This window comes from Frigoribacterium salinisoli (assembly GCF_054781095.1).
The window spans coordinates 977,132-996,009 of the sequence record NZ_BAAGVB010000001.1; the positions used below are offsets into that span (position 1 = coordinate 977,132).

Annotated in this window: 14 protein-coding genes; 6 read left to right on the plus strand and 8 right to left on the minus strand. The window is 72.7% G+C overall.

Features of this window, described 5'->3' with window-relative positions:
• Positions 1–40: 40 nt before the first annotated feature.
• The 5 genes from ACYVHQ_RS04555 to ACYVHQ_RS04575 form a co-directional block, all read right to left on the minus strand.
• Positions 41–1,003 (minus strand): carbohydrate kinase family protein, encoded by a 963-nt coding sequence (locus ACYVHQ_RS04555; protein ID WP_460510950.1) that lies wholly within the window; start codon positions 1,001–1,003, stop codon positions 41–43.
• Entirely contained in the window at positions 1,003–2,379 is a 1,377-nt protein-coding gene (locus tag ACYVHQ_RS04560) for a glycoside hydrolase family 32 protein (protein WP_460510951.1), read from the minus strand. The genes ACYVHQ_RS04555 and ACYVHQ_RS04560 overlap by 1 nt, the downstream gene beginning before the upstream one ends.
• A gap of 43 nt (positions 2,380–2,422) precedes the next feature.
• Positions 2,423–3,331: a carbohydrate ABC transporter permease gene (locus ACYVHQ_RS04565; RefSeq protein ID WP_460510952.1), complete on the minus strand. Its 909-nt coding sequence runs from the start codon at positions 3,329–3,331 to the stop codon at positions 2,423–2,425.
• Positions 3,328–4,170, minus strand: a complete 843-nt coding sequence (locus tag ACYVHQ_RS04570; RefSeq protein WP_460510953.1) for a carbohydrate ABC transporter permease — start codon at positions 4,168–4,170, stop codon at positions 3,328–3,330. Before ACYVHQ_RS04570 ends, ACYVHQ_RS04565 begins: the two co-directional genes overlap by 4 nt.
• A 107-nt stretch (positions 4,171–4,277) precedes the next feature.
• Positions 4,278–5,543: an ABC transporter substrate-binding protein gene (locus ACYVHQ_RS04575; RefSeq protein ID WP_460511242.1), complete on the minus strand. Its 1,266-nt coding sequence runs from the start codon at positions 5,541–5,543 to the stop codon at positions 4,278–4,280.
• 268 nt (positions 5,544–5,811) lie between these two features.
• Between ACYVHQ_RS04575 and ACYVHQ_RS04580 the strand changes: the two genes are divergently transcribed.
• From ACYVHQ_RS04580 to ACYVHQ_RS04590, 3 genes are all read left to right on the plus strand, one after another.
• Entirely contained in the window at positions 5,812–6,864 is a 1,053-nt protein-coding gene (locus ACYVHQ_RS04580) for a LacI family DNA-binding transcriptional regulator (protein WP_460510954.1), read from the plus strand.
• Positions 6,865–6,964: 100 nt separating this feature from the next.
• Positions 6,965–7,654, plus strand: a complete 690-nt coding sequence (gene pnuC, locus ACYVHQ_RS04585; protein WP_460510955.1) for a nicotinamide riboside transporter PnuC — start codon at positions 6,965–6,967, stop codon at positions 7,652–7,654.
• A gap of 70 nt (positions 7,655–7,724) precedes the next feature.
• The gene (locus ACYVHQ_RS04590; protein ID WP_460510956.1) at positions 7,725–9,617 is read left to right on the plus strand and encodes a glycoside hydrolase family 15 protein; all 1,893 of its coding nucleotides are present in this window, start codon (positions 7,725–7,727) and stop codon (positions 9,615–9,617) included.
• Positions 9,618–9,732: 115 nt separating this feature from the next.
• Here ACYVHQ_RS04590 and ACYVHQ_RS04595 read toward each other — a convergent pair whose 3' ends face one another.
• The 3 genes from ACYVHQ_RS04595 to ACYVHQ_RS04605 all read right to left on the minus strand — a co-directional run bounded on the left by ACYVHQ_RS04595 (position 9,733) and on the right by ACYVHQ_RS04605 (position 13,374).
• A complete protein-coding gene (locus ACYVHQ_RS04595) occupies positions 9,733–11,094 on the minus strand; it encodes a glucose-6-phosphate dehydrogenase (protein ID WP_460510957.1) in 1,362 nt (453 codons plus the stop codon).
• Positions 11,091–11,963, minus strand: a complete 873-nt coding sequence (locus ACYVHQ_RS04600) for an aldo/keto reductase (protein WP_460510958.1) — start codon at positions 11,961–11,963, stop codon at positions 11,091–11,093. The genes ACYVHQ_RS04595 and ACYVHQ_RS04600 overlap by 4 nt, the downstream gene beginning before the upstream one ends.
• A 166-nt stretch (positions 11,964–12,129) precedes the next feature.
• On the minus strand, positions 12,130–13,374 hold the full coding sequence (locus tag ACYVHQ_RS04605) for an aromatic acid exporter family protein (protein WP_460510959.1): 1,245 nt from the start codon (positions 13,372–13,374) through the stop codon (positions 12,130–12,132).
• Between the two features lie 145 nt (positions 13,375–13,519).
• Between ACYVHQ_RS04605 and ACYVHQ_RS04610 the strand changes: the two genes are divergently transcribed.
• From ACYVHQ_RS04610 to ACYVHQ_RS04620, 3 genes are all read left to right on the plus strand, one after another.
• On the plus strand, positions 13,520–16,963 hold the full coding sequence (locus ACYVHQ_RS04610; RefSeq protein ID WP_460510960.1) for a DNA polymerase III subunit alpha: 3,444 nt from the start codon (positions 13,520–13,522) through the stop codon (positions 16,961–16,963).
• A 520-nt stretch (positions 16,964–17,483) separates the two neighbouring features.
• Entirely contained in the window at positions 17,484–18,500 is a 1,017-nt protein-coding gene (locus ACYVHQ_RS04615; RefSeq protein WP_460510961.1) for a glutathione S-transferase family protein, read from the plus strand.
• Complete coding sequence (locus ACYVHQ_RS04620) at positions 18,497–18,862, plus strand: TraR/DksA family transcriptional regulator (protein WP_460510962.1); 366 nt, start codon at positions 18,497–18,499, stop codon at positions 18,860–18,862. The genes ACYVHQ_RS04615 and ACYVHQ_RS04620 overlap by 4 nt, the downstream gene beginning before the upstream one ends.
• Positions 18,863–18,878 lie beyond the last annotated feature (16 nt).

The following is an 18,878-nucleotide window of genomic DNA, read 5'->3' on the forward strand; positions in this document are numbered from 1 at the left end:
ATCTGCGTGGCCCGAGGACGGGACCAGAGGACGACGGCCCTCAGGGGCTGCCGTCGAGCGGTCCCCGCGTGACGGACAGCACCTCGTCGGCGGTCGGGAGGTCGGCGCCCCGCCTCCCCACCGTCCTCGCCGCGGCCCGCGAGCTCACCAGGCCGAGCTCGGTGAGGTCGGACCGCCGGAGCGCGTCGAGCTCGTCCGCAGGACCGTCGAGCTGCCAGAGGAGCGCCGCGGTGTAGCTGTCGCCCGCACCGACGGTGTCGACGACGTCGACCCGTTCGCTGAGGACCCTGACGCGGTCCCGCCCCGTGCTGAGGACCGAACCGGCCGCGCCGGCGGTCATCACGGCCAGGCGGACGCCCATCGCGAGGAGCCGGTCGAGCACGACGTCCGTGCTCGCTCCGGGGAACAGCCAGGCGGCGTCCTGGTCGGACAGCTTCACCACGTCGGCGTGCACGGCCAGCAGCTCGAACCGTGTCCGAGCGCCCGCGGCGTCGTCGAGGAGCGCCGGCCGGACGTTCGGGTCGAACGACACCCGTCCTCCGGCCGCCGCCGTCCTCCGGGTCAGCTCGAGCACCGCGTCGGCGCCGGGCCTCAGGAACGCGCCGATCGAGCCCACGTGCAACCGGTCGGGGACCTCGGGGACGGCCGGGAGGTCCCACTCGAGGTCGAGGTCGTACGAGGGCTGACCGTCCGGCGCGCACCGCACGGCCGCCGTCGAGGTCCGAGAGGCCCCGAACGCGCCGTCGGCCAGGTCCACGCCGGACGCTCGGAGGTGGTCGGCGACGCGGTGCCCCCGGGCGTCGTCGCCGAGCCAGGTCACGAACTCGACGGGCACGCCGAGCCGGCCCAGCCCGAGCGCCACGTTGGCGGGACTGCCCCCGGGGATCTCCCGTGGGGACCCGTCGTCCACGATGTCGACCAGCGCCTCGCCGACGACCGTCACGAGCCGGGCCGCGTGGTCCTCCGAGCCCCTGCCCCCGTGAGCCGGTCGTCGCGGGTGCATCAGGCCACCTCGCCGTCGGCGTCCGCCGCGGAGGCCGGACCGGCCTCGAACACCGCGGCGAGCGCCCACACCGTGACGTCCGCGGCGGCCTCCAGGGCCCACGGCGGCGGCTGCGTGGGATAGACCCGTGTCGTGAGGGACCGTCCCGCGCTGGTGAAGACCTCCATGATCGAACCGTCCACGAACACGCGCACCGCGGGGAGGCCCGTCGCCGGGTCGAAGGCGGCCGTGGCCGTCGCGGCGCTGCGATCGGCCCGGGGGTCCGTGCTCGCGTGGGTCCGGTCGACCGTGACACGCCCGCCCTCCGCGTCGACGTGCAGGTCGAGGTGCTCGGTCTCGGAGAACCGGAGCCTGATCCGCCCGCTCGTGGCGTCGGGGAGCACGATCTCGGCCCGCGCACCGATCGACGCCCGTCGCCCCCGACGCGGGGCGCCGAGCCGGAGGGAGTCGACCGACGGGTGCGGGGCGGTCGCGAGTCGTCCGCCGCCGAGCCACGCCCGTCGGGGCAAGGAGATCGCACCCGACCAACCGGCCTCCTCGGTCCACTGCTGGGTCCGGCCCTCCCTGACCCAGCCGAACAGGACCGGCCCCCAGGAGCTCTCCCTGAGGACGGAGGCGGCGTAGAAGCTGTGCCCGTCGTCGACCCTCGTCGGGCGGGGCTCGCCGCCGAGCGGGATGGCGAGCACGTCACCGGGCCCGCCCGCGTGGGACCAGGACGCCACGAGGGCGACGTCGGCGCCGTCGACCGTGAGGATCTGCGGGCACTCCCACCCCTCACCCGTGTCGATGCCGTCGATCGTCTCCCGCGGCATCGAGACGAGATCGCCGACGTGCCGCCAGCTGAGCCCGTCGGCGGATCGGTAGTGCCGGACCGAGGCCGTCTGGTCGGCGGCGGCGGCGCCGACGGCCAGGGACCAGCCCTCCGCGTCGCGCCAGACGAACGGGTCGCGGAACATGGTGATCGCTTCGTCCGCCGACGGGTCGTCGACGACCTGGACGGGGGCGCAGAAGGTCGCACCCTCGTCGTGGGACTCGGCCAGGAGCACGGACTGGAAGGTGCTGTCGTCGTCGGCCTTGCCGGAGTAGTAGGCGCGGACGGTCCCGTCGTGCAGCACGGTGTTGCCGGACCAGGCTCCTCCTGAGTCCGGCCCGCCGGGGACGGGGACGAGGGCGGGGCGGTGCAGCGTCCAGCGCACGAGGTCGTCGCTCGTGGCGTGCCCCCACTCGACCGGGACGTCGAGGTCGACGCGGGGCCGCGACTGGAAGTAGAGGTGCGCCTCCCCGTCGAGGTCGATCGGCCCGTTGGGGTCGTTGAGGTACCCGCGGGGCAGCCTCAGGTGGAACTGCGGGAGGTGGTGGTCGACGGGGGTGGTCACGTGGCGACTGCTTCCTGGAGGAGGGGACGGGGACGGAGACCGGTCATCGGGACGACCCGGCCGTGACGCCCGCGATGAAGTACCGCTGGGCGACGATGAACAGCAGGACGCTGGGGATCATGGCGAGGACCACGCCGGCGAGGACGACGGAGATCGACCCCGTGCCGAGGTTCCCCTGGAGCCCGACGAGCCCCAGCGGCAGGGTGAACGTGTCTTGCTGGTTGAGGAAGATCAACGGTCGGTAGTACTCGGCCCAGAACCCGGAGAAGTTCAGGATGGCCAGGGTCGCGATGGCGGGGCTGGCCATCCGTGAGTAGACGTGCCAGAACACGCCGAACTGGCTCGCACCGTCGATGCGGGCCGCCTCGCCGAGCTCCCTCGGCATCTGCAGGAAGTACTGCCGCATGAGGAAGGTCCCGAACGCGCTGCCCAGTGCTGGGACGATGAGGGAGGCGACGGAGCCGGTCAGGCCGATGTCCTTCAGGATGACGAACACCGGGATGATGATCGTCTGGATCGGGACCATCATCGTGGCGAGGAAGAGGCCGAAGATCGCGTTCTTGCCCGGAAAGCTGATCATCGCGAAGGCGTACCCGGAGAGGGTGCACGTGATGGTCTGGCCGACGACGATCAACGAGGTCACGACGACGCTGTTGAAGAAGAACTGCCCGATGGGGATCTGGTCGAACACCGCGGCGTAGTTGCTGAGGTCCCACGACAGCGGGATCCACTGCGGGGGGTTCTCGAACGATTCGGCCGGGGTCCGCAGCGACGTGGTCAGCGTCCAGAGGAGAGGTCCGAGCGCGAACACGGCGGCGATGATCAGGACGATCATCCCGAGGACGCTGCCCGTCTTCACGACGGGCCCGCGCCGACGCGGGAGGCGCCCGGCGCTCGGCTGCCCGACGGGGAGCGATCCGCTCGACGGGTCGAGGGTGTCCGTGGTCGTCATGCGTAGAACACCAGCTTTCGTGCTGCGAGGAACTGGATCGCGGTGATGATGCCGATGATGACCAGCAACAGGATCGCGATGGCCGAGGCGAACCCGAACTGCAGGTTCTGGAAGCCGGCCTGGTACAGGGAGATGGTGGCGGTGGTCGTCGCGGTGCCCGGCCCGCCCTTGGTCATGATGAAGGGCTGGTCGAACAGCTGCATCGCGTTGATCATGGCGATCACGGTGGCGAACAGGATCGTCGGGCTGATGAGCGGGATCTTGATCTGGAAGAGGGTGCGCCAGGGGCCGGCACCGTCGATCGACGCGGCTTCTTGGACGTCGACCGGGACCGCCATCAGTGCCGCGACGAAGAGCACGAACGTGAAGCCGACCTGCTGCCAGACCACGACCAGCACGATCGTCACCTTCGCCCAGAACGGGTCGTCCAGCCAGTGCGCTCCGGGGAGCCCGATCTCGTTCAGGTAGTAGTTCACGAGGCCGAACTTGGTGTCGAAGATGTAGCCCATGAAGATCGAGACGGCCGCGGTCGACGCCAGCAACGGCAGGTAGAACGACGTCATGAAGAAGACGCGCGTGGCGTTCCTCCTGCGGCCGTTCGCCAGGACCGCCAGGAGCAGCCCGAGCGAGATCTGGAGCACGACGATCGCGAGGGCGAGCACGACGGTGACCCCGAAGGAGGCCAGCACCTGTCCGCTGGTGAAGAGGCGTCGGTAGTTGTCGAGACCGACCCAGCTCGGACTGCTGATCACGTCCCAGGACGTGAAGGACAGCCCGAGGGAGGCGAGGATCGGGACCGCGGTGAACACGGTGACGAAGACCACCGCGAGGCTGATCATCAGGTAACCGAACGTCGATCGACGACGCCGGGCCCGCCGGGCGGCGGGTCTCGGGCCAGCGACCCGTGCGGGCCGCCGCCGAGCGCGCACCCCTGTCGAACGGCTCATCACGACGCCTGCGCCGCGGCCGCCTCGATGTCGGCCTGCAGGCCGTCGAGGGCGTCTCTCGCGTTCCCGGACGAGATCGCCTGCGTGGTGCGCTGGTTCAGCGCCGTCGCGAGGGCGTTGTAGTAGGGCGGGGCCGAGATCGGCACGGCGCCGTCGAGCTGGTCGTAGAACACCGACCAGTGCTCCGGCCCGGTCGTGGCGTACCGATCGGGGGTCATCAGGCTCCTCTGCGCCGGCGTCGTGGTGTTCCCGGGCCAGAGCGCGTCGAAGGCCTGCGGCTGCACCATGAGCTTGACGACCTCGAACGCGAGGTCCTTGCGCGGGGAGGAGTCGAAGATGCCGTAGCCGCTCGCGCCGAAGAGCGACGTGTCGGTCTTCCAGGTGGGGAACCGCACCACGTCGAAGCTGCCGTCCGCCATGCCGGCGTTGTGGAGGCCACCGGCCCAGAAGCCGCCGCCGATCGTCATGCCGATGCGCCCGGACGCGAAGAGCCCCTGCAGGGTGTTCCCGCCACCGACGTCGGGCGAGGGAGACGCCCCGGACCTCTGGAGGTCGATGACGTACTGCAGCGCTTCGACCGCGGCAGCCGAGTTCGCCGTGGGGTCGCCCCACTTCCAGCCGCCCGTGCGGCCGGCGACCCCGACCGGGTTGTCGGCGAAGGCCGTGCTCTTCCAGAGCCAGTCGCCGCCGGCGTACGTGCCCTCCTCGAGCAGGTTGCCGCCGTTCGCGGCGAGGAACGAGGTCCAGCTCCCCCAGAGGCGGACCACCCAGTCGAAGGCGTAGGTGCCGCCACCGAGCTGGGCGAGGCTCTCCGCCGACGCGTGGAAGTCGTCCATCGACCAGTCGTCGGCGGGACGGGTGAGCCCGGCCTCGGCGAACAGCTCGGTGGAGTAGAACATGCTCCCCGCGTTGAAGCTGTCGGGCAGCGCGTACAGGTGCCCTTGGTACATGGCCGACTCGATGAGGACCGGGTGCACGCCGGTGAAGTACGTCTGCAGATCGGACAGGTTCGTCGTGACCAGGTCGTCGAGTGGCGTGAGCAGCCCCTTCGACGTGAGGAGCTGCTGCCCCTCGGTGGCCACGGTGATGATGTCGGGGACCTCGCCCGACGCCACCTGGGTCAGGACCTTGGCGAGGAAGTCGTTCCAGTCGGTGCCGTTGACCGCGGTGACCCGCAGGCTGGCTCCGGCGTCCAGCTGCGCGAGCTTCGGCTCGACGGCCTTCTGCAGGGCGGTGGCCGCGCTCTGCTCACCGAAATAGAGCATCGTCACCCTGCCCGGGTCACCTCCGCCGGTCCTCGCGCAGGCAGCCAACGATGCAGTGCTGGCCAGGGCGAGTCCGGCGCCGCCGAACGCCAACAGCGTGCGCCGATCGATGGGCCTCTGGAACCTGTTCGCCATGGGTCACTCCTCTCTGAGCGATCGTGGCCGAGCGAGAGCACGACCAATACGTATTTGCCACCAACATACAGATGTCTCACGCCACCGGCAAGGGACGATCGTCCTGGCAGCTGCCCGTGTCGGAGGAGGACTGATGACGAGCGAGGAGCGGGCCCCACGGCCGACCCGCGTGACGATGAAGGACGTCGCCCGCCGTGCGGGCGTGTCCCAGCCGACGGTGTCGTTCGTGCTGAACGACCGCCGCGACGTGTCGATCGCGGCCGACACGCGCGCCCGCGTGCTCGCAGCCGCGGAGCAGCTGGACTTCCGGCCGAACCGGGCGGCTCAGTCGCTGCGGTCGAACCGCTCTTACACCATCGGGGTCGTGGCCGACGGGCTCGTGTCGCAGCCGTACGCAGGACGCATCGTGCTCGGCGTGCAGCAGGCGGCCCAGGAGGCCGGCTACGTCTGTTTCGTGGTCGAGACCGCGGACACCGCCGATGGCGGGCGCGCCGCGGTGGAGAACCTCGTGCACCAGGGGGTCGCGGGCCTGATCTACGCCGCGCCCGGCCCGGAGCTCGTCACCCCGGTCGACACGGCGTCGGAGGTCAGGACCGTGTTCGTCAACTGCTACCCCGACGCGGTGGACGTCGACGCGGCGACCGTGGTCCTCGCCGACGAGTTCCAGGGTGGCCGCGACGCGGCGGCCGCGGTGTTCGCCGCCGGCCATGCCGAGGTCGCGTTCCTCGGTGGCCCGCGCGACGACCACGCCTGCCGGGAACGTGAGCGCGGTCTCGTGCAGGCGGCGACCGAGGCCGGCCTCGACCCTGCGACCGTGCGGCGCGAGTTCGGCACGTTCCACGTGGGCTCCGGTCACGACCTCGCGAGGCAGGTGCTCGCGGACGACCGGCCGACCGCCCTCCTCTGCGGCAACGACCGCATGGCCGTCGGCGCGTTGATGGCGGCGCAGTCGCTGGGGCTGCGCTGCCCGGAGCAGATCAGCATCGTGGGGTTCGACGACCAGCCCGACCTCGCCGATCAGATGCACCCCCCGTTGACCACGGTGGCGCTCCCGCACCAGCAGATGGGGCACGACGCGGGCAGGCTCCTGACCGCGGAGGTCGAGGAGCCGGGCCGCCACCTGGTGCCCTGTCGGTACGTCGCGCGCAGGTCCCTCGCGCCGCCTCGACGCGACGCACCCCGCTGATCGCACCCAGCGGCCCCGTCCGGGAACAACGGCGCCCTCGTGCTCGTTGCACCGCACGGCTGCAGGGCGATCCCCGTCCGCGGCGCGACGAGGAGACGACGTGGACATCATCCGATGGGCGTTCGAGGCACAGCTCGTGCTCGGCGACCAGACGATCCTCTGGCGCGAGATCGTCGGGAACGCCTTCGGCCTCCTGAGCGCCCTCGGCGGCATGCGCCGCCGCGTCTGGGCCTGGCCGGTGGGCATCGTCGGGAACGCCCTGCTGCTCACGGTGTTCCTGGGCTCCGTCTTCGGCACCCCGAACCCCGTGGACCTGCTGGGGCAGGCGGGACGGCAGGTCATGTTCATCGCCGTGTCGGCCTGGGGCTGGTACCGCTGGCGGCAGGCCCGCGACGGCGGGGGCTCCCCCGTGACGCCGCGCTGGGCGGGCTGGCGCACCCGCGGCCTCCTGGTCGTCGCGCTGTTCGGCGGCACCGCGGCCCTCACGCCGGTGTTCCGCCTGCTCGGCTCGTACGAGCCCGTCTGGGCCGACGCGTGGATCTTCACCGGCTCGCTGCTCGCCACGTACGGCATGGCGAAGGGCTGGGTCGAGTTCTGGCTCCTCTGGGTCGCGGTCGACCTGGTCGGCACCCCCTTGCTCTTCAGCGCCGGGTACTACGCCTCGGGGCTCATGTACGTCTTCTACGGGGCCTTCACCCTGACGGGCTTCGTGGTCTGGGCACGCGACCGACGTCGCGAACGCCTCGCGATCGAGACCCTCTGGCCCGACCCCACGCTGCAGCGCAGCTGACGCCGGCGGCGCACCCGCGGCCCGGAGCGTCCCAGCTCCCCTCCGGCCGGGCCCTGGTTCACTGTGCGTCATGCCACTGCCCATCGAGGACTACGCACTCATCGGAGACTGCCACACCGCCGCCCTGGTCGGGAGGGACGGCAGCATCGACTGGCTCTGCCTGCCCCGCTTCGACTCGGCGTCGATGTTCGCCGGGCTGCTCGGGGACGACGACACCGGACGCTGGCGGGTCGCCCCCGCCGACCCCGGGGCGACGGCGACGCGCGCCTACGTCGAGGACACCTTCGTGCTCGTGACCACGTGGACCACGAGCACCGGCGTCGTCGAGGTCGTCGACCTCATGCCGATGGGCGACCGACGCGCCGACGTGGTCCGTCGGGTCCGGGGCGTCTCCGGCACCGTCGCGATGCACGAGGACCTCCGCCTGCGCTTCGGCTACGCGACCGCCCTCCCCTGGGTGCGACAGCTGCCCGACGGCGCGGGCGGCGTCGAGCTGGTCGCCGCCGCCGGACCGGACGCGGTCGTCGTCCGCGGTCCGCGCCTCCGGGCGGAGGACCACGCCCACGTCTCCGACTTCGAGGTCTCGGCCGGCGAGACGGTCGACCTCACGCTCACCTGGTACCCCGCCCACCGCGAGCCCCCGGTGCAGCTCGACGTCGACGAGCGCCTCGCCGCGACGACCGCCTGGTGGCAGGAGTGGGCGAGCCGCTGCGAGGCCTCCGAGTCGTACAACCGCGAGGTGCACCGCTCGCTGCTGATCCTCCGCGCGCTCACCCACGAGGACACCGGCGGCATCGTCGCCGCCGCCACGACGAGCCTGCCCGAGTCGTTCGGCGGCTCGCGCAACTGGGACTACCGCTACGTCTGGCTGCGCGACGCCTCGCTCACGCTGCAGGCCCTCATGCTGCACGGCCTCAAGGACGAGGCCCAGCAGTGGCGGCGGTGGCTGCTGCGCGCGATCGCGGGCGACCCCGGCGACGTGCAGATCATGTACGGCCTCTCGGGCGAACGGTACCTCGCCGAGCGCGACCTCGAGGCGCTGCCCGGCTACCAGGGCGCCTCCCCGGTCCGCGTCGGCAACGGCGCGTTCGACCAGTACCAGGGCGACGTGTTCGGCGAGGTCATGGTCGCCCTGCACGACGCGCGAGAGCTCGGCGTCGACGAGAACGAGTGGTCCTGGCCGCTGCAGCGCGCCCTGCTCGACCACGTCGAGCAGAACTGGCAGCGCCCCGACAACGGCATCTGGGAGATCCGCGGCGAGCCCCGCCACTTCACGCACAGTCGCGTCATGCTCTGGGCGGCCTTCGACCGTGGCGTGCAGGGCGTCGAGCGGCACGGGCTCCCCGGCCCGGTCGACCGCTGGCGCGCCCTCCGCGACGAGGTCCGGCAGGAGGTCGAGGAGCACGGCTGGGACGCCGAGCGCGGCACCTACACGCAGTACTACGGCTCGACCGAGGTCGACGCGTCCCTCCTGCAGATCGCCCAGGTCGGCTTCGTCGCCGCCGACGACCCGCGCATGACGGGGACGGTCGCCGCGCTCGAGCAGGACCTCCTGCACGAGGGCCTGCTGCACCGCTACCGCACCGAGTCGGGCGTCGACGGCCTCGAGGGCGCCGAGAACCCGTTCCTGACCTGCTCGTTCTGGCTGGCCGAGCAGTACGCCGGGTCCGGTCGCCTCGACGACGCGGTCGCCCTGATGGACCGCCTGGTGGGCTTCGCGAACGACGTGGGCATGCTCTCGGAGGAGATCGAGGTCGCCACCGGGCGCCACGTCGGCAACACGCCGCAGGCCCTGTCGCACCTCGCGCTCGTGCGGGCGGCCGACGCCATCTCGCGGGCCGTCGTGCGCCGCGACGGCTCCACCGGCGACGGCGCAGGAGGCCCGGGTGCGGCCGGCCGGGACGCCCCCGCCGACAAGGCCCACGCCAGCCGCACGGCGACCACGAGCCACGGCGCGGACTGAGCCCGGGCGGGCCGGGCCTGCCCGCCGGGGCCGGCCCGCGCCTCCTGCGCCCGCCGCGCGCACGACGGAGGCCGCCCCGCTCACGTGGGACGGCCTCCGTCGTCGGGGTCGGTCGTCAGGCCGGCCAGGCCTCCGGGCCCTTCGAACCGGCCGCGTAGGTGTCGAGCGGGACGTCGCCGCGCTCCCACGCCTCGATGACCGGGGCGACGATCGCCCAGCAGCGCTCCGCGACGTCGCCACGGATCGACAGGGTGGGGTCGTCGTGGAAGATGCCGCTGAGCACCTCGCCGTAGGGCGTGAGCTCGGGCTTGCCGAGGGTCGTCGACAGGGTCGACTTCTCGAGGTGGAACGGGTTGCCGCGACCGTTGGTCGTGACGCCCAGCTCGAGGGTCTCGGGGCTGATCTCGATGCGCAGCGTGTCGGGCGTCGACGAGCCCTCGAGGCCCGCCGGCAGCGCCGGGACGGGCTTGAAGGTGACCACGACCTCCTTGCGGATGCCCGTCATCGCCTTGCCCGAGCGGAGGATGAACGGCACGCCGGCCCACCGGCGGGTCTTCACCTCGAACTCGACCTCGGCCAGGGTCTCGGTCTGGCGCTCGACGTCGACGCCGTCCTCGTCGCGGTACGCGGGGACGTCCTTGCCGTCGATCGTGCCGGCCGCGTACTGGGCGCGACGGCTCGCGGCGACCGGGTCGCCGTCCTTGATCCACGTCGCGCGCAGCACGCGGGCGATCTCGCTCCGCAGCTCGACCGCGTCGATGGTCGACGGGGCGTCCATCGCGATGATCGCGAGCACCTGGAGCAGGTGGCTCTGGATCATGTCGACGAGCGCGCCGGCGGTGTCGTAGTACTTGGCACGACCCTCGAGGCCGAGCACCTCGTCGTAGAAGATCTCGACCTTCTCGATGTTCTCGCTGTTCCACACCGGCTCGAAGAGGCGGTTGGCGAAGCGGAGGCCGATCATGTTGAGCACGGTCGAACGGCCCAGGAAGTGGTCGGTGCGGTGGATGCGCTCCTCCGGCACGATCTTGAGCAGCTCGGCGTTGAGCTCGCGCGCCGAGTCCTCGTCGTAGCCGAAGGGCTTCTCCAGCGCCAGGCGCAGGCCGTCGGGCAGTTCGAGCTCGCCCAGGGTGCGGATCACCTTGATGCTCACCGCGGGCGGCAGGGCGAAGTAGAGCACCGGGGTGCCCTCGGAGGCGTCGAGGAGCGCCTGGAGGTGCTCCTTCGTCGTCGGGTCGCCCTGCAGGTAGCGGCTCGAGGCCACGGTGCGCTTGGCGAGGTCGCTGTCGCCGTCGCCGTTGAACGCCGTCGAGACGACCTCGCTCCACTCCTCGGGGGTGCGCTCGCTGCGCCCCGTGCCGAGCAGCTGCACGTCGACGCCGCGGTCGCTGACCAGGAGGCTCGCGAGGCCCGGGAGCAGCAGGCGCTCGGTGAGGTCACCGCTCGCGCCGAGGATGATGAGTGTGGTGTCGGTCACTTGACGGCCTCCGTGAGGGCGACGATCTCGTCGTCGCCGAGTTCGATGCGGGCTGCGGCCACGTTGTCGTCGAGGTGCGCGACGCTGGACGTGCCGGGGATGGGGAGCATGACGGGCGAGCGGTGCAGGAGCCACGCGAGCGCCAGCTGCGACGGCGACGCGTCGTGCTGCTGCGCGAGCTCGTCGAGCGGGCCGCCGGCCTTCGCGAGCTGGCCGGTCGCGAGCGGGAACCACGGGATGAACCCGATGCCCTCGGCCTCGGCGTAGGCGAGCAGCTCGTCGGCGCTGCGGTCGCCGAGGTTGTAGAGGTTCTGCACCGAGACGATCTCGGCGACCTCGCGGGCCGCCTTCGTCTCGTCGACCGAGACCTCGGAGAGCCCGATGTGGCGGATCTTGCCCTCGGACTGCAGCTCCTTCAGCGTGCCGACCTGGTCGGCGAGCGGCACCTCCGGGTCGATGCGGTGCAGCTGGTAGAGGTCGATGCGCTCGACGCCGAGCAGGCGCAGGCTCAGCTCGGCCTGCTGGCGGAGGTACTCGGGACGGCCCACGGGCTGCCAGTCGCCGGGGCCGGGACGCGTGAGCCCGCCCTTGGTCGCGATGACGACGTCGTCGGCGTAGGGGTGCAGGGCCTCCTTGAGGAGGGGCTCGGCGACGACGGGGCCGTACGAGTCGGCGGTGTCGAAGAACGTGACGCCCAGCTCGACCGCGCGACGGATCACGCGGACGGCCTCGTCGTGGTCGCGCGGCGGGCCCCAGACGCCCTCGCCGGTGAGCTGCATGGTGCCGTAGCCGAGGCGGGTGACGGGCAGGTCGCCGCCCAGGCGGAACTGGCCGGAGGCGGCCGCGGGGCGTGCGGTGTCGGTGGTCATGGGATGTCCTTTCCGAGGGGGGACCTGGTCGGAGCCGGTGCGGCACGTGCCGCAGGGGAACGGCCCCCAGGGGAGCCAACGCCTCGACGGGCGTCGCATTCCCGCGCTGCGCGGGGCCGGCTCCGGTGCCGGGGTCGAGCGTACTGCGCGGCGCACGTCGGCGTCCTCAGCGAGCGTCGCGGGCCTCCTGCGCGTCGTCGGCCCGGGCCTCGTCGTCACGGGTGGGGGCCGTGTCGCGCGGGGCGTCGTCGTCGTCCTTGTCGCCCGTGCTGTCGGTGCCGCCGACCTGGCCGTCGGACTCGTCGACGTCGTGGTCGGGCCGCGGGGCCGTGGTGTCGTCGGGGTCCAGGGCCGCGATGACCCGCCCGAGCGACACCGCGATCGAGGCGCCACCGCTGACGTCGGTCGCCGAGGCGGCACCGGAGGCGTCGATCGCGTCCCACAGGTCGGCCACGGCCCGGCGCGCCTCGGTGAACGCCGCCTTGCCGCCGTCGTCGCCGCCGAGCCCCTCGCGCACCACGACGCCGACCTCGGTCACGGCGCGGGCCACGGTCCCGGCGAGCGCGTCGGGCAGGCCGATCTGGCGACCGATGCGACGACCGAGGATCCCGGACACCTCGGCGAGGTCCTGCAGGTGGAACGAGACGCGCTCGAGCGAGGCGAGGTCGTTCCGCTCCGCGCCGTCGTCGCGGCGGCCGATCAGGCGCCGGGGGTTGTAGCTGCGGGAGTCCTCCGCCTGCTGCACCTGCGCCCGCACGTCGCGCATGGTGGCGGGCACGCCCTCGAGGCGCTGCTCCCAGTCGTGGTCCTCGAGCGGCCACGGGGCGGCGAAGACCCCGGCGACGTCGTCGAAGCGGTCGGCGAGCGCCGCTCGCGTCCGGCGCAGGCGCTCGTCGGCCTGCCCGGTGTACAGGGGCGGCACCACGAGGAGGTTGACGACCACGCCGACGACCACGCCGATGCCGACCTGCACGATGTAGCCGAGCGAGTACTCCTCGCTGTCCGAGCCGCCGAGCAGCAGCACGAACAACCCCGCGGTCAGCACCCAGTCGCGCCCGGCGCCGAGGCGCTGCACTCCCCCGACGAGCACGCCGACGCCGGCGAGGAGCGCGACGGTGAAGAGCCCGGTGTTGCCGGTGGGCAGCAGGGTGAGGACCGTGGCCAGCACGATGCCGAGGAACACGCCGACGAGCGACTGCACCCCGAGCCGCACCGAGCTCTTCACGGTCGGGTACATCGCGATGATCGCGCCGAGCGGCGCGTAGTAGGGGTACTCGGCGGCCACGCCGGGCACGCGGGGGGCGATCCACCACGCCAGGGCCGCCGCGAGGGCGGTCTTCAGGGCGAGCAGGAGGCGGGGCTGCGCGAGCAGGGCCCGGGCGACCCGCCCGACCGAACGTGGCGTGGACATCCTCGCATCGTGGCAGAACCGCGCTGGACGCACGGCCTCCCGGGGGACGTCGGCGCACCGGCGGTCGAGAACGGCCGCGCTCGACGTACACTCGTCGAACACACGTTCGATCCGCCCGGCCGGGGGCTCGCACGGAGCAGAGACCATGAGCACTCCCTTCACGCACCTCCACGTGGCGTCCGCCTTCAGCGCCCACCACGGCACCGCCCAGCCGTCCGAGCTGGTCGGTGCGGCGGTCGCCGACGGCGCCGACGCGGCGGCGGTCACCGACCGCGACGGGCTGTACGGCGCGATCCGCCACATCGGCGCCTGCCGCCGTGCGGGCATCGACCCCGTCGTCGGCGTCGAGCTCGGGGTCCGCGACGACAGGCCGGGGCACGAGTCCGACGGGGCCGAGGGCAGCTCCCCCGGTGCCGTCGACCGCGTCGTGGTGCTCGCGCACGGCCACGTCGCCGGCGCCGGCTGGGCCTCGCTGTGCCGCCTGATCAGCGCCGCGCACGGTCGCGCGACCCGGCGCCTCAGCGGCAGCGCGAACTCGGTGGCGACGGTCGGCCGGTCGCGCCTCCGGGCGTTCCTGCTCGGCGACGACGGGCCCACGGCCACGGTCCTGCTCGGCCCCGACAGCGACGTCGGACGACTGGTGCAGGCCGGGCGGCTCGGCGACGCGGCGGCGTCCCTCGCCGACTGGCGGGCGATGCTGCCGGGCGGCGTCGTGGTCGAGATCGTCTGCCACCTCACCGAGCCGGGCGAGAGCCGCAGCGTGCGGCACGCGGCGCGGCTGCTCGAGCTCGCCGAGCACGCCCGGGTGCCCGCGGTGCTCACGAACGCCGTGCGCTACCTCCAGGCCGACGACGCCCTCACCGGCGACGTGCTCGACGCGGCGGGGCGCCTGTCGCCGCTGGGCGCGTTCCGGCCGCAGCCCAACGCCCAGGCGTGGTTCAAGCGGGGCGACGACATGCGTCAGCTGGCACGCCTCGTGGGCGACGCGTCCTCCTGCCCGCGCAGCGCGAGCGAGGACCTCCTCGCGGCCACCGCCGAGCTCACCGACCGCTGCCGGCTCGACCCCGAGGCCGACCTCGGCTGGGGTCGCCCCAAGGTGCCCGAGCTCAGCGCCATCGGCGTCGACGGCGACCCCGACCGGGTGCTGCACCGCCGCGCCGAGGCGGGCGTCACGGCCCGGTTCGGTCACGCCGACGCGGGCCTGCGCGCTCGCGTCGAGGAGCGCATGCGCTACGAGCTCGGCATCATCACGGGCTTCGGGTTCGCCAGCTACTTCCTCACCGTGGCCGACGTCTCGCAGATGATGCGCGAGATGCGCGTGCGCAACGCCGCCCGCGGCTCCGGCGCCGGCAGTCTCGTCACCTACCTGCTGCGCATCTCGAACGTCGACCCGCTCGAGCACGACCTGCTCTTCGAACGGTTCCTGGGCAACAAGCGCGAGACGCTGCCCGACATCGACATCGACGTGGAGTCCGCCCGCCGCCACGAGGTCTACCGCGCGGTCTTCGACCGCTACGGCAGCAACCGGGTCACCCTCATGTCGATGCAGTCCACCTACCGGGCGCGCGGAGCCGTGCGCGACGCCGGCCTCGCCCTGGGGCTCTCCGACGAACAGGTCGACCTCGTGGCGAAGAACGTGTGGCGCTCGAACGCCCGCGACCTGCGCACCGCGCTGGCCGAGAAGCCCGAGCTGCGCGGCATCGCCGAGCTCGTGCGCACCTCGTCGCAGCTCGACCTGCTCGTCGACCTCACCGAGCGCCTCGACCGGCTGCCCCGGCACATCTCGATGCACCCGTGCGGGGTGATCCTGGGCGACGCCGACCTGCTCAGCACGACGCCCGTGCAACCGAGCGGCATGGGCCTGCCGATGAGCCAGTTCGACAAGCACGACATGAACGACGCCGGCCTGCTCAAGCTCGACCTGCTGGGCGTGCGCATGCAGAGCACCATGTCGTTCGCGCTCGACGAGATCGCCCGGGTCAACGGGGGCCGGGCCGCCGTCGCCGGAGGGCTGCCGGTCGACGCCCCCTACGTCGACCGCGAGGGCCGCGTCGAGCTCGACGAGGTGCCGCACGACGACGAGCCGACGTTCGAGGCGATCCGCACGACGCACACGCTCGGCATGTTCCAGATCGAGAGCCCAGGGCAGCGCGAGCTCATCGGCAAGATGCAGCCCGACCGCTACGAAGACCTGATCGCCGACATCTCGCTCTTCAGGCCCGGCCCCATGAAGGGCAACATGGTCGCGCCGTTCCTCGACACGAAGCACGGGTTCCAGCAGCCCGACTACCTGCACCCCCGGTTCGCGCCGTTCCTGGCGGACACCTACGGCGTCGTGATCTACCACGAGCACGTGCTGCGGATCCTGCACGAGACGATGGGCGTGACCCTCGCCGAGGCCGACGAGCTGCGGCGCACGCTCACGCGCGACGCCGACGCCATCGAGCAGGAGTTCCGGCGCCGGTCCCGGGGGCGCGTCGAGCACGGCAGGAGGCTCTTCACCGACGCCGAGATCGACGCGATCTGGAAGGTCCTCAAGGGGTTCGGCTCGTTCGGCTTCTGCAAGGCGCACGGTGCCGCGTTCGCCCTGCCGACGTACCAGAGCGCCTGGCTCAAGACGCACTACCCGGCGGAGTTCCTCGCCGGGATCCTCACCCACGACCCGGGCATGTACCCGCGCCGCCTCCTGCTCTCCGAGGCACGCCGCATGGGCGTGCCCGTGCTGCCGCTCGACGTCAACGCCTCCGACGACGTCTACCACGTCGAACGCCTGCGCCCGCCCGCGACCCCGGTGGCCCCGACCCGGCCGGGCGACCTGGGCATCCGGCTCTCGCTCGCCGACGTGCACGGCATCAGCGACGCCGAGATCGCGCGCCTCGTCGCCGGGCAGCCGTACGACTCGATCGCCGACGTCTGGCAGCGGGCGACGCCGTCGCGGCCGATCCTCGAGCGGCTCGCGCAGGTCGGGGCGCTCGACTCGCTGGCGGGCCCCGGCCGCACGCGCGGCGACGTGCTCGCCCGGGTGCGCACCCTCGTCCGCGGCAGCTCCCGCCCGCGCGCGACCGACGTCGAGAACCAGCTCGACTTCACGGTCGACGACGCCGACCAGGTGCCCACGGGCACGCCCGACGTCGAGCTCGCCGAGCGGGTGGCCGACGAGCTCGACATCCTCTCGATGGACGTCAGCCAGCACGTCGTCGAGACCTACCGCCCCATGCTCGACGACCTCGGCGTGACGCGCGCCGCCGACCTGCGCGACCACTGGAACGGCACGGCCGTGCTCGTCGCGGGCATCCGGATCGCCACCCAGACGCCCCCCATGCGCAGCGGCAGGCGCGTCGTCTTCATCAGCGTCGACGACGGCACGGGGTGCGCCGACGCCACCTTCTTCGACGAGGCGCAGGAGCGCGCCGGGCAGGACCTCTTCGGCACGAAGCTGCTGCTGATCCGCGGCCGCACGCGGCGCACCGGCGAGCGCGGCATCTCGCTCGAGGCGGAGGACGCCTGGGACCTCAAGGCGCTGTGGCGCGACTGGCGGGCCGCCCACCCCGAGGGCGCCGACGCCGAGGCGGCGTTCGCCTCCGCCTGACGCCGGCGCCCCTGCCCCTGCCCCTGGTCGGCAACTCCTCACCCACGTCCCCGCCCCACCCCTCGTCGGTAACTCCTCCGCCACGTCCCCGCCCAGCCCCTGGTCGGCAACTCCTCCGCCACGTCCCCGCCCCATCCCTGGTCGGCTACTCCTCCGCCACGTCCCCGCCCCACCCCTCGTCGGCAACTCCTCCGCCACGTCCCCGCCCCACCCCTGGTCGGCAACTCCTCCTCACAGCACCTCCGCGCCTCGTCGGCAATTCCTCACCCATGACGTGCCCGCACCTCGTCGGCTCACCTGCGTGCACCCGCGGAACACCCAGGAGGAGTTGCCGGCAACAGGACACGGGGACCCGAGCACGCCCAGGAGGAGTTGCCAACATGGATGGACAGGACGGGACGGGCCGGGGGCACGGCGGGGAACGGGGACACCCAGGAGGAGTTGCCGACAGGGACGGGGCGGGACGGGGCGGGGCCGGGGGCACGGCGGGGCCGGAGGACCGCGTGCGTAGGGTGGGCGCATGAGCGAGCACGAGCAGGGCACGTACGTCGAGCCGGGCCAGGAGTACACGCGCGACACGAACTACATCGAGGACCGCATCACCCGCGACGCGCGCGACGGCTGGCCCGTCGAGGCCGGCCGCTACCGCCTCGTCGCGGCGCGCGCCTGCCCGTGGGCGAACCGCAGCGTCATCTCGCGGCGCCTGTTGGGCCTCGAGGACGCGATCTCGCTCGGGCTGCCTGGCCCCACGCACGACGCCCGCAGCTGGACCTTCGACCTCGACCCCGACGGCCGCGACCCCGTCCTCGGCATCGAGCGGCTGCAGGAGGCGTTCTTCGCCCGCACGCCCGACTACCCGCGCGGCATCACGGTGCCCGCGATCGTCGACGTGCCGAGCGGCAAGGTGGTCACGAACGACTTCCCGCAGATCACGCTCGACCTGGCCACCGAGTGGACCGAGCACCACCGCGCGGGCGCTCCCGACCTCTACCCGGAGCCGCTGCGCGACGAGATCGACGACGTCGCCGAGGTGATCTTCCGCGAGGTCAACAACGGCGTGTACCGCTGCGGGTTCGCCGGCTCGCAGAAGAGCTACGACCGCGCCTACGCGACGCTCTTCTCCCGCCTCGACCAGCTGGAGGAGCGCCTGTCGACCCAGCGCTACCTCGTCGGCGACACCATCACCGAGGCCGACATCCGCCTGTTCACCACGCTCGCCCGCTTCGACGCGGTGTACCACGGCCACTTCAAGTGCAACCGGAACAAGCTCACCGAGATGCCGGTGCTGTGGGCGTACGCGCGCGACCTCTTCCAGACGCCGGGCTTCGGCGACACGATCGACTTCGAGCAGATCAAGCAGCACTACTACCTGGTGCACACCGACATCAACCCGACGGGCATCGTCCCCGCCGGCCCCGATGCGAGCGGGTGGCTCACGCCGCACGGTCGCGAGGAGCTCGGCGGGCGTCCCTTCGGCGACGGCACTCCCCCCGGCCCGCCGCGCGAGGGCGAGCAGGTCCCGCCGCTCGTCGCGTGACCGCGCAGGAGGCACGCCCCGCGTCCGCCCCGGACGTCACCGACCGCCTCCGGGCCACCCGCGACGAGGCCGTCGCCCTGGCCGCGCGCCTCCTGCTCGACATGGAGGCGGTGGCGGCGGCCCGGGAGGGCGCCAACGTCGACGACGAGCACGACCCGGAGGGGTCGACCATCGCCTACGAGCGGTCGCAGCTCGACGCGGTCCGTCGGTCGGCGCTCGAGCGCGCCGCGGACGCCGAGGCGGCGCTTGGGCGCGTCGCCGACGGCACCTTCGGGCGCTGCGAGCGCTGCTCGGCCCGGATCGGCGACGCGCGCCTCGAGGCGCGACCGACCGCCCGGACCTGCATCGCCTGTGCGAGCTGACCCGGGCCTCCTGCCC